We start from the raw sequence: 11147 nt of genomic DNA on the forward strand, positions 1-11147 counted from the left end.
TCGAGGTGAGTGACGTGACCGAACCCGGTGCGGCCGGCGAGTGGCTCATCTACCGCGGCACCGGCGAACCCCACAACGGCATGGACAGCCTGCCGGAGCCCCCGCCCTGGCGGGACTTCGACGGCGGCCCGCTGGTCGGGCGCGCCCCGGGCGCGGACAGCTCCTCGGCCCGGCGGCTGGGCGCGTACCGGCACATGGCCGAGATGCACCGCCCCAGCCCCGAGGAACTGGAGATGGTCAACGCCGCGCTCTATCTGCGCCGCCCGCTGCTGGTGACCGGCAGCCCCGGCGCCGGCAAGAGCACGCTCGCGCACGCGGTCGCGTACGAACTCGGCCTCGGCCGGGTGCTGCACTGGCCGATCGTCAGCCGCAGCACCCTCCAGGACGGCCTGTACCGGTACGACGCGATCGCCCGCCTCCAGGACACCCAGATCGCCGCGAACTCCGGCACCGTGCCGCCCGGCGGCATCGGCAGCTACATCCGGCTCGGCCCGCTGGGCACCGCGCTGCTGCCCACCGCGCAGCCGCGCGTGCTGCTCGTGGACGAACTCGACAAGAGCGACATCGACCTGCCGAACGACCTGCTGAACGTCATGGAGGAGGGCGAGTTCGGCATCCCCGAGCTGGAGCGGCTGGCCGAGCGCGAGCCGCAGGTCGAGGTGCTGACCGACGACGGCACCCGCGTCACGCTGCGCGAGGGCCGGGTGCGCTGCCGGGCCTTCCCGTTCGTGATCCTCACCAGCAATGGTGAACGGGACTTCCCGCCCCCGCTGCTGCGCCGCTGTATCCACCTGGAGCTGGGCCGCCCCGACCACGAGCGGCTGTCCACCGTGGTGCGCGCGCACCTCGGCGACGAGGCCGCGACCGTCGGCGACGACCTCGTCCAGCGTTTCCTGGAGCGCTCGCGCAGCGAGCTGCTCGCCACCGACCAGTTGCTGAACGCGATCTACCTCACCCACCACGCGGCCCCGCCGTCCCGCACCAGGCTGGCGGAGATGCTCATCCAGCGGCTCGACCGGCCAAGGTGAGGCGGCCATGGCCGAGATGGGCTCCGGACGGCCCCCCGCCGGCGACGGCGCGGACCGTGCCGACCGCGCGGACCGCGCCGGCGAGCGGCTGACGTCGGGGCGCCCGCCCGGCGGCGGTGCCGGCACGCCCGGCGGGAGCGCGACCGGCGGCGAGACGCCCGGCGGGCGGGAGACCCCGCGTGCCCCGGACCCGCTGGCCCGGGTGGTCGGCGCGCTCAGCCAGGCCGGACTCGACCCGGACGCCTCCGAACTCGCCGACGCCCTCTGGCTGGCCCGCTGGTCGCGCCCGACCACCCGCCCCGGCCCGGAGACCTCCGTCGGCCCGCACAGCCGCCGCGATGCCGGCTCCGCCGCGGACTACCCGCGCGCGCACCGGCCCGACGGCACCGACGGTGCCGGCACCCGGCTGGTCCCGCCGGCCCAGACGCCCCCCGACGACCGGGTGATCAGCCTCTACCCCGGCGAGGGGGCTCCCGGGCAGGTCGGACCCGCGCCCGGCGGCGCCGCGCTCGGCGTGGGCGTCCCGGAGGCGGGCGCGCTGCCCCGGCTGCTCGAACTCCAGGCCGCCCTGCGCCCGTTGCAGCGCTACCGCAGCCCGGCCCGCCCGCTGCGCGAGGAGCTGGACGAATCCGCCACCGCCGAACGCGCCGCCCGCGCGGGCGGGTTGCTGCTGCCGGTCTTCCGCCCGAGACCGCAGGGCGACGCCGCGATGCAGCTGCTCATGGACACCTCCTCCTCGATGTTCGTGTGGGAGCGGATGCTGCGCGAGCTGAGCGGCGTCTTCGAGCGGCTCGGCGCCTTCCACGAGGTCCACGTCCGCTACCTGCACGCCACTCCGGACGGCGACGTCGGCATCAGCGGCCGCTTCGAGCCCGAATCGGCCGGCCTGCGCTCCGCCGACCAGCTCAGCGACCCCACCGGCCGCCGGATCACCCTCATGGTCAGCGACTGCGCCGGGCCGCTGTGGCGCTCCGGGCAGGCCCACCGGCTGCTGCACCGGCTGAGCCGGCACGGCCCGGTCGGCGTGCTCCAGCCGCTGCCCGCCCGGCTGTGGAGCCGCACCCTGATGCCCGTCTCGTACGGGGTGCTGCACCGTGCGGAGGGCATGCTGCTCGCCTCGCCGCTGCGCTTCTCGCCCGGGGCGACCGGGGCGCCGGCCGAGCTCGACGCGGCGCCGGTGCCCGTACTGCCGCCCACCGCCACGGCGTTGGGCGCCTGGGCGCGGCTGCTGGCCGGCATGGGCGCGGGCGAGGTGCCCGCCGCCGTCGGCTGGGTACGCGCCGACCAGCCCGCCGTGCGGGTCCAGCCGCGGCGTACCACGGTGCCGGTGCCCGCGCTGGTCGGCCGGTTCCGCGCCGCCGCGTCGCCCGCCGCCGCCCAACTCGCCGTCTACCTCGCCGCGGCCCCGCTGTTCCTGCCCGTGATGCAGCTCGTCCAGCGCACCATGCTGCCCGACTCCGGCCCGGCCGAGCTTGCCGAGGTGCTGCTCAGCGGCCTGGTGGTGCGCAAGAGCGGTGACGACCACCGCTGGTACCACTTCGCGCCGGGCGTCCGCGACGCGCTGCTCGGCCCGCTCGGCGTGGACGAGGCGCGGCTGGTGCTCAAGCACTGCTCGGAGTACGTCGAGCAGCGGTTCGGCAAGTCCGGCCCCAACTTCCCCGCCCTGGCCATCACCCAGCTCGCCGAAGGCCCCGGCGACCCGACCGCGGACGCCGCGGTGCGCTCCGCCGTGCGGCAGGCCGCGGGCCTCGTGCCCGACGGCACCGGGACGGGCGCGGGCCGGGGCGGTGAGGACGGCACCGTGGCGGAGTCGCGGCAGCCGTTCGCGGAGGTCGCCGCGCGGGTGCTGGAGCGGTTCATGCCGCTGCCGGACGAGGGCGCCGTCCACGTTCCGGACGAGCCCTCCGCGGTGCGGTCGTCCAGCGTGGTGCAGCGGGCCCGGGACCTCGCCGACCGGTTCACCAGCGAGGGCATGGTGCAGAACCTGCTGGACGCCGTCGCGCTGCTGCGCCGGGCCGCCGCCGAGGAGCGGGTGCGCGGCCTCGACCCCGAACTGTGGACCGAACTGGCCCAGCAGCTCCTGCGGTTGTGGCGGCTGCGTGGTGGCGCCGACCTGCTGCGCGAGGCCCGCGAGGCCGCCGAGACCGCCGCCGCCCACCATTCCTCCGTGCCGGCCCGCGCGGTGCGCGCCCGGGTACTCCAGGCCACCGCCCAGGAGTTGGCCGCCGCCGGGGACAACCGCGGTGCGCTCGAACTGCTGCAGCGGGCCGACCGCGAGTTCACCGCCGTGTGCGCGGCGCCGGGCCTGGACTCCGCGCGATTGCTGGACGCCACGCTGGAACGGGTCGCGGTCCTGGAGGAGCAGTGGCTGATCAGCGGCGACGCCGTGCTGCTCCAGGAGACCGTGGGTTCGCTGGAGGCGTTCGCCGACTCCTGGCCGCCGCAGCGGCAGCGCCCGAGCGAGCTGTCCCTCGCGCACGGCCGCGCGCTGCTGCGGCTGGCCGACGCGGCCCGCGGGCGTGAGCGCCGGGAGACCTACGCCCAGCAGGCCGCCCGCTCGTACACCGGCGCGGTGACCGCGCTGCGGCGCGAGCAGGCGGCGCCGGAGGCGGTCACCGCCGCGGTGCTCGCCCTGATCGACGCCCAACTCCTCGCTGGGGGGCGACTCACCGAGGCGCAGCAGCTCGTCGACCGCGCCCTCGGCGAGACCCGCGACCGGCTCCAGCGGGCCGCGATCCTGACCCGCGCGGGGCGGATCAGGGTGGCCCGGCACACCGAGGGCGGGCCACCGGGCGAACTGGAGGCGGCGGCGGGCCGGTTCGAGGAGGCATGCCGGCTCACGCCGCGCGACCGGACCGAGTACCGCGACCTGATGGCCGAGTGGGGCGCGGCACTGCTGAGCAGGTCGGCGCTGCCGGGTGGCGAGACGTTCGTCAACCGGGCGGTGCTGGTGCTGCGCGACTGCCGGATGGAGACACCCGAGTCCGACCCGATGCAGCCGGAGCGGCTGCTGATGCTGGGCCGCGCGTTGATACTGCGCTACCGGGCCGAGGGCGAGCAGGTGGACCTGCGCGAGGCCGAGCAGGTGCTGGGCCTGGCCGCGCAGGGCGCCGACGGGGCGGACCTGGCCGCGCGGATATGGTTCGAACTGGGCGAGTCGCACCGCCTGGTGCCGGGCCACGTGCGGCGCCCCGAACGCCTCGACCAGGCGGCCGACGCCTACCGCAAGGCGGCCTCGGCTGCCGCGGACGCGGCGCGCGCGTCCGCCGAGCCCGAGCCCATGGTGCGGCTGGCGGCCCGGGCGCACCACTGGCGCGGCGACGCCTACGAGACGGCCCGCCGCCCCCGCGCCGCCGCCGACGCCTACCGCGCCGCCCTGCACCAGTGGCGCCAACTCCCCGACGACGGCGGCGAGGAGGGCCGGAACACCGGCGCGCGGCTGGACCGCCTCAACAACTGACCCGGGTGGGCGCGGCCAACCGGGGTGTGAGGCACGGCCGTTGTCCCGGAGGCCGGCGCTCCGCCGATCCGCCCGGCGGTCGACTCCGCATCGTGGGAGGGGTCGAGGCCGACCCGGTGGCCGGCCGTCCGGCGCCGCCGATGCCCGCGTCCCACGTCGGCGCGGCAACGCAGGCGACAGCCGTGCATCCGGCGGGGCACCATGGACGGGAGCGAACAGCGGGACGACCGGACGGCTTTGGGAGGCGCGCGATGGAGGAACGACCCTACGGCGGCGCGGAGGCGTACATCGACCCGGCGCTCGCCGAGGCCGGTATCGACCTGCTCGGCATGGATCTGGAGTCGCTGCGGACCGTGCAGCACCCGGTGCTTTCCGCGCTGGTCAGCGATCTGCGGGAGCGGGTCGCGGCGCCCGGCAGCGAGGCGCTGTGGGGGTTCGACAACGACACCCCGTGAGCGCCGCCGCGCGCCGGCCTGCTTTTGGCCGCGCCCCGGAAGGGATACGGCCAAATCCCTGCCCAGGTGTTTGCTCCCTGTCGCCGGGCGGGAACAACCGCGAGGGCCGGCGGGAAGTCCCTCGATGGCCCGCGCCCGGGGGAGGTGATGACGTGCGGCACACTGCCGGGGCACCCCGGCCCCCCGGCCCGGCCGCCGCGGCACCCGCCGCCGGCGCACCCCGAGCCGTACGGACCTCCGCACCCGGGCCCGTGCCCCTGCCCGTGCCCGCGGTGGCGCACGCCGTCGTCCACACGGCCGCGGGGGTGCACGGGGCCGCAGGCGTGCCCGGGTACGCCCCGGCCCTCGCGTCCAGAGCCGGGCCGGATGCCGAACCGCCCGCCCCCATACGCCAGTTCATCCTCAAGACGCACAGCAGGTGCAACCTGGCCTGCACGTACTGCTACCTCTACGCCGGCCCCGACCACAGCTGGCGCGACCGCCCCCGCGCCCCGGCCGGCGAGGTGACCGCGCGCACCGCCGCCCGGATCGCCGAACACGCCGCCGCCCACCGCCTCACCGACGTCTCGGTGGTCTTCCACGGCGGCGAGCCGCTGCTCGCCGGTGCCGGCCGGCTGGCCGCCGACCTCGAGGTGATCCGCGCCGCGCTGCCGGCCGGCTGCACCGTGCACGCCAGCGTGCAGACCAACGCGACGCTGCTCACCCCCGGCCGGGTCCGCACCCTGGCCGACGCGGGCCTGCGGATCGGGGTCAGCCTCGACGGCGGCCTGCCGGGCCACAACCGCGAGCGGGTGGACCACGCCGGCCGCCCCGCCTGGAAGGCCGCGTCCGCCGGGCTGCGGCTGCTGGCCGCCCACGCGCCCGAGGCGTACGCCGGGGTGCTGTGCGTGGTGGACCTGCGGCACGACCCGGTCGAGGTCTACGACTCGCTGCTCGCCTTCGACCCGCCCGCGGTCGACCTGCTGCTGCCGCACGGCAACTGGAGCGCGCCGCCGCCGGGCCTGCCCGCGCCGGCGCACGACCCCGCGCCGTACGGCCGCTGGCTCACCACCGTCTTCGACCGCTGGTGGGACGCGCCCGAACGCCGCACCCGGATACGGCTGTTCGAGGAATGCGTCGCCCTGCTGCTCGGGGTGCCCGCGGCGATCGAACGGCTGGGCCTGCAGCCCTTCGCAGCTGTCGTGGTGGAGACCGACGGCGCCATCGAGCAGGTCGACTCGCTGAAGTCCGCCTACGAGGGCGCCGCCGCCACCGGCCTGGACGTCTTCCGCAACAGCTTCGACGACGCCCTCGCCCATCCCGGTATCGCCGCCCGCCAGGCCGGTCTCGCCGCCCTCGGCGCCACCTGCCGCGGCTGCGCCCTGGTCACGGTCTGCGGCGGCGGCCACTACGCCCACCGCTACCGGGCCGGGGCCGGCTTCCGCAACCCGTCGGTCTACTGCGCCGACCTCGCCCACCTCGTCCGCCACACCGCCCACCGACTCGCCCAGGCGGCCGGCACCGGATTCGGCCGCGACACGACACGGGAGAACATCCGGTGAACCCGCCCGGCACCGCCACCCCCGTCCCCGCTCCCGCCGGCAGCGCGCTGTCCGACGGGATGATGCGCGTCATCGGCAGCACCGGCAGCACCCCGGAGCTGCTGGCGTTGCTCCTCTCCCACCAGCACGCCCGGCGGCTGCTGACCCTGCGGGCCCTGCTGGAGGCCGTCGCGACCGCCCCCGCCGGCACCCTGCCCCGGGGGACCGCCGCGCGCGTGCTGGGTGACTGGCGGCTGCTGGAGGCCGCCGACCGGGCCGACCCGGCCGCCACCCGGCAGGTCGTGCAGTACCCGCACACCGGTGCCTGGGCGGAGCGCTGCCTGCGGGCGCTGACCCGCCCCGGCCAGGCGCACCGCGCCGCCGAGGAACTGCCGCACCTCGCCGCGCTGTCCGTGGCCGCCGCCGCCCGCGCGGGCCTGCGCTTCACCGCCGACGTCCCGCTGCGCGACGGCGAACTCCGGCTGCCCACCCTCGGCGGCCTCCGCCCGCCCGGCACGGGCCCGGACCCGGGCGCGCCCGCCGGGCCGGCAGCCGACGGCGGGCCCGCCCCGCTGGTCCGGGTCGTCGGCGAACCCCGCCGGCTCTGGCTGCTCCCGGCGCCCCCCGACGGCGCGTTCGGGGACGCTCCGACGTCGCCTCCGCCCGGCCGGGGCCCGGCTCCCGCGGCCGGTACCGTCGAGGTCCGCCAGGGACAGGACGGCATCTGGCGCTCCGCGTCGCCCGGTTGGCGCCAGCTCCAGGCGCTGCGTCACCCCGACGGCCGCGCGGTGCTGATCGACGACGTCGACCCGTACCGGGACGAGGAGCGGCGGACCAATCCCTACGGGCTCGACATCGCCGACCGGCTCGACGCCGCCGGACACGCCGCGTGGCGTACCGCGTGGCACGACGCGCGGCCCTGGCTGCGGCTGAGCGGCAGCACCCGGGCCGAGGAGGTCGGCGCGCTGCTGGACTGCGTCGTGCCGCTGTACGGCGCGCCGGGCGCGCAGTGCAGCGCCACCCGGGGCGAGGCGTTCGGCGCGCTGCTCAGCAGCACCCCACGCGACGGCCTGGAACTGGCCGCGACGCTGGTGCACGAGCTGCAGCACGCCAAGCTGCTGGCCGTCTCCCGGCTCGCGGTGCTGCACACCGCGGACGACAGCCCCGGCTACTGGGCGCCCTGGCGTCCCGACCCGCGTCCCTTCGACGGACTCTTCCAGGGGGCGTACGCCCACCTGGCGCTCGCCGACTTCCACCTGCGGGCCGCCACGGTGCTGACCGACCCGGTCCGCAGGGACGCCGCCTGGGCGGACCACTGCCGCTGCCGCGAACAGGTCGGCGCGGCGCTGCCCCAACTCCTCGGCGCCCGGGCGCTGACCCGGCAGGGCCGCGCGCTGGCCAACGCGATGGCGGCCCATCACACTCGACTCAAGGAGCACGCACCTCCGGACGGCCACCTGGCCCGCGCGACCGCCTACGTCGAGACGGCCAGGGTCATCTGGCGGCGCCGGTTGGCGCAGAGGGTCACGAACGGGGCCGAACCGGCATGACGACGCGTCACCGGGGGAGCATTCGGTGTAGTTTCTGGCGCAGCCACCTGTCGCACCGTCAGAGCACTACGCGCGTACAACGAGGGAGTCGGTCGCATGGCCGGAGGGCGGAACACCGCTTCAGCAGCAGCCGGGCGGGGGCCCGTGACCATCAGCTTCGCCGGGTACAACCGGGCGTGGGCGGCCTGGATCGCGAGCCGGCTGGAGCGGCACGGCGTGCAGGTGTCGATGCAGCGCTGGGACGTCGTCCCGGGCGCCAGCATCGAGGAGGGGCTGCGCGACCTCCTGCTCTCCGACGGCCAGGTGCTGGTCGTGCTCAGCGAGTGGTACTTCCGGCTGGGCCCGCGTGACCCCGACGAGTGGAACTCCGCGCTGCGGGAGGTGGTGCCGCCCAACAGCGACCGCTTCGCCGCGGTCTGCGTCACCGCCGCCGCGCTGCCCAGCGCCGCCGCCTCGCTCGGCGCCGCCGACCTGTGGGGCCTGGGGGCGGTGGAGGCCGAGCGCCGGGTGCTGACCCGGCTCGGCATCACCCCGCCGCGCGCGTCGTCCAGCGACACCCTCAGCAGTTCCAGGAACCCGCGCTACCCGCTGGAGCAGCCGTCCGTCTGGGGCGGCGTGCCGCGCCGCAACACCCGCTTCACCGGCCGCGAGGAACTGCTGTACGGGCTGCACCAGCAGCTGACCGGGGCCGAACCGGGAGCGGGTGTCGCCACCCTGCACGGCCTGTCCGGTGTGGGGAAGACCCATATCGCGACGGAGTACGTCTACCGGTTCGGTCCGGAGTACGACGTGGTGTGGTGGGTGCGGGCGAGCGAGCGCGGCACGCTGCGCGAGAAGCTGGCCGGCCTGGCGCCTGCCCTCGGCCTGGTCACGGGCCGGGAGTACGGCGAGCGGCTGCGCGCGGTGCGCGACGCGCTGCGCCGCGGTGATCCGTACCCCCGCTGGCTGGTCGTCCTCGACGGCGCCGACCAGCCCGAGGAGATCCACGACCTGGTGCCCACCGGCCCCGGACACGTGCTGATCACCTCGCAGAACCGCGAGTGGGGGGAGCACAACAGCGCCCTGATCGAGGTGCCGGTCTACGACCGCGACGAGTCGGTGGCCTTCGTACGGCGCCGCGCGCCGCGGATGGACTACGCCGACGCCGACAAGCTCGCCGAGGCGCTGGGCGACCTGGCGCTGGCGCTCGACCAGAACGCGGGCGCGCTCAACGACTCGAACATGCCGGTCGACGAGTACATCGAACTCCTGCGCCGCGGCGCGGACGTGGAGTCGGGGCTGAAGGTGGCCGCCGACTTCCAGATGACGTACTTCACGGCCTTCTCGATACTCCTCAACCGGCTCCGCGAGGACAAGCCCGAGGCGGTCGACCTGCTGCGGCTGTGCGTGTTCTTCGCACCCGGGCCGATCCCGATCCGGCTGCTGCGCGACCTGCCGATCCGCGACGTGCCCGAGCAGCTCGCCGGGCTGATGGACGACCCTCTGCTGTGGAACTCGGCGATCAGCAAGCTCGCCCAGTGGTCGGTGATCCAGTCCGACCCACCGGAGAACGACACCGACGAGTCGGCCGGCTCCACCGAGGTCATCCAGATGCACCGGCTGGTCTACCAGGCGGTGCGGGCCGACATGCCCCAGGAGGAGCAGTCCCTCTACTCACGGGTGGTCCGCAAGCTGCTCGCCGCCGCCGACCCCGGCCGGCCCAACGACACCCGGCTGTGGCCGCGCTACGCCGAGATCGTCCCTCACCTGGAGGCGTCCCGCGCCCTGGAGTCCACCAACCCGGACATCCAGCTCACCGTCCTGAACTGCCTGCGCTACCTCAACCTCTCCGGCGAGTACCGCGCCGCGCAGCGGATCGCGGCGACCGCCGCCGAGCACTGGCCCCGGCTGCTCGAACCCAGCCATCCCCGGTTGTGGGACCTCGCCCACCACCAGGCCAACTCCATGCGCGCCACCGGCGACTACACCACCACCGAGGCCATCGACCGCCGGGCCTACGAGCAGTTGAGCACCGACCGCGGCGAGGGCGACCTGCTCGCGCTGCGGGCCGGCGGCGGCCTCGCCGCCGACCTGCGCGCGCTGGGCCGGTACGGCGAGGCGCTGGCGCTGTCGGGGCAGGTCCGCGACGGCTACGCCGAACTGGTCGGCGCGCAGGACTCCCGCACCCTCGTCGCCCAGAACAACATCGGCCTCACCCACCGCCTGCTCGGCCACTACGCCGACGCGATGCGGATCGACCAGGAGACCATGGAGGCGCTGCGCGACCTGCTGCGCGACCGCCACAACTGGACGCTGTCGTCGGAGAACTCCTTCGCCCACGACCTGCGCCTGCTCGGCCGGTACAAGGACGCCACCTCGGTGCAGGAGCGCAACGCCGAGATCCACCGCACCGTGCTGGGCGCCGACAACCCGCAGACGCTGCGCGCCGAGCACAACCTCGCGCTGTGCTACCAGCGTGGGGGCGACCGGCCCCAGGCCGCGGAGCTGCTGGCCCGGCTGCTGGAGCGCTGCGACCGCGTGCTCGGCGACAGCGAGCCGCTGAGCATCCGGGTGGCGGCCACCCTGTCCACCTTCGAGCGCGAGCACGGCGACCTGGACCGGGCCCGCGAGCTGGGCGAGTTCGTCCTCGCGCACTACCGGCGGCAGTTCGGCGACGGGCATCCGTACACCGCGGGCGTCCTGGCCAACCACGGGTTGCTGCTGCGCGCGGCCGGCGAGCGCCAGCAGTCCCACATCGAGGTCGAGGACGCCCTGGGCACGATGACCCGCGCGGTCGGCGAGAACCACCCCTGGACGCTGGGCTGCGCCCTGAACGTCGCGGCGGCCCGCAACTTCAGCGGTGACCCCGAGAGCGCCGTCGAGCTGAGCCGCGTCACCGCGGACAAGGCCGCCGCCGCGCTCGGCAAGGAGCACCCGCTCACCCTGTCGTCACGGATCGCGCTCGCCACCGACCTGCGGAACCTGCGCAAGCGGCAGGAGGGCGACAAGATCGAGGAGGAGGCGCTGGAGGCCCTGTCCCGCACCCTGGGCGCGCAGCACCCGCACACCGTCGCGGCCCGCTCACGCAGCCGTCCGTACTGGGACTTCGAGCCGTTCAGCTCCTAGCCCGCGCCCGCCACCACCGCCCCTGGGGG

General features: G+C 75.9%; 6 protein-coding genes. All 6 read left to right on the forward strand.

Going from position 1 to position 11147, the window contains the following annotated elements; translation table 11 throughout:
* Positions 1-80 precede the first annotated feature (80 nt).
* The 6 genes from C4U44_RS05485 (at position 81) to fxsT (ending at position 11118) form a co-directional block, all read left to right on the forward strand.
* The gene (locus tag C4U44_RS05485) at positions 81-1028 is read left to right on the forward strand and encodes an AAA family ATPase (RefSeq protein WP_103884763.1); all 948 of its coding nucleotides are present in this window, start codon (positions 81-83) and stop codon (positions 1026-1028) included.
* Positions 1029-1035: 7 nt separating this feature from the next.
* Entirely contained in the window at positions 1036-4488 is a 3453-nt protein-coding gene (locus C4U44_RS41435; RefSeq protein WP_160144978.1) for an SAV_2336 N-terminal domain-related protein, read from the forward strand.
* A gap of 251 nt (positions 4489-4739) precedes the next feature.
* Positions 4740-4943, forward strand: a complete 204-nt coding sequence (gene fxsA, locus C4U44_RS41440) for an FxSxx-COOH cyclophane-containing RiPP peptide (RefSeq protein ID WP_160144979.1) — start codon at positions 4740-4742, stop codon at positions 4941-4943.
* Between the two features lie 323 nt (positions 4944-5266).
* Positions 5267-6484: an FxsB family cyclophane-forming radical SAM/SPASM peptide maturase gene (locus C4U44_RS05495; RefSeq protein WP_103884765.1), complete on the forward strand. Its 1218-nt coding sequence runs from the start codon at positions 5267-5269 to the stop codon at positions 6482-6484.
* Entirely contained in the window at positions 6481-8013 is a 1533-nt protein-coding gene (locus C4U44_RS05500; RefSeq protein ID WP_146088200.1) for an aKG-HExxH-type peptide beta-hydroxylase, read from the forward strand. The genes C4U44_RS05495 and C4U44_RS05500 overlap by 4 nt, the downstream gene beginning before the upstream one ends.
* A gap of 96 nt (positions 8014-8109) precedes the next feature.
* On the forward strand, positions 8110-11118 hold the full coding sequence (gene fxsT, locus C4U44_RS05505; protein WP_103884458.1) for an FxSxx-COOH system tetratricopeptide repeat protein: 3009 nt from the start codon (positions 8110-8112) through the stop codon (positions 11116-11118).
* Positions 11119-11147 lie beyond the last annotated feature (29 nt).

This window comes from Actinacidiphila yanglinensis (assembly GCF_900107965.1).
Classification (GTDB): Bacteria; Actinomycetota; Actinomycetes; order Streptomycetales; family Streptomycetaceae; genus Actinacidiphila; species Actinacidiphila yanglinensis.

What these genes read in the sequence shown, in the direction of transcription:
- C4U44_RS05485 (WP_103884763.1), top strand. Translation starts at nt 81, where the DNA reads ATGGACAGCCTGCCGGAGCCCCCGCCCTGGCGGGACTTCGACGGCGGC.
- C4U44_RS41435 (WP_160144978.1), top strand. Translation starts at nt 1,036, where the DNA reads ATGGCCGAGATGGGCTCCGGACGGCCCCCCGCCGGCGACGGCGCGGAC.
- fxsA (WP_160144979.1), top strand. Translation starts at nt 4,740, where the DNA reads ATGGAGGAACGACCCTACGGCGGCGCGGAGGCGTACATCGACCCGGCG.
- fxsT (WP_103884458.1), top strand. Translation starts at nt 8,110, where the DNA reads ATGGCCGGAGGGCGGAACACCGCTTCAGCAGCAGCCGGGCGGGGGCCC.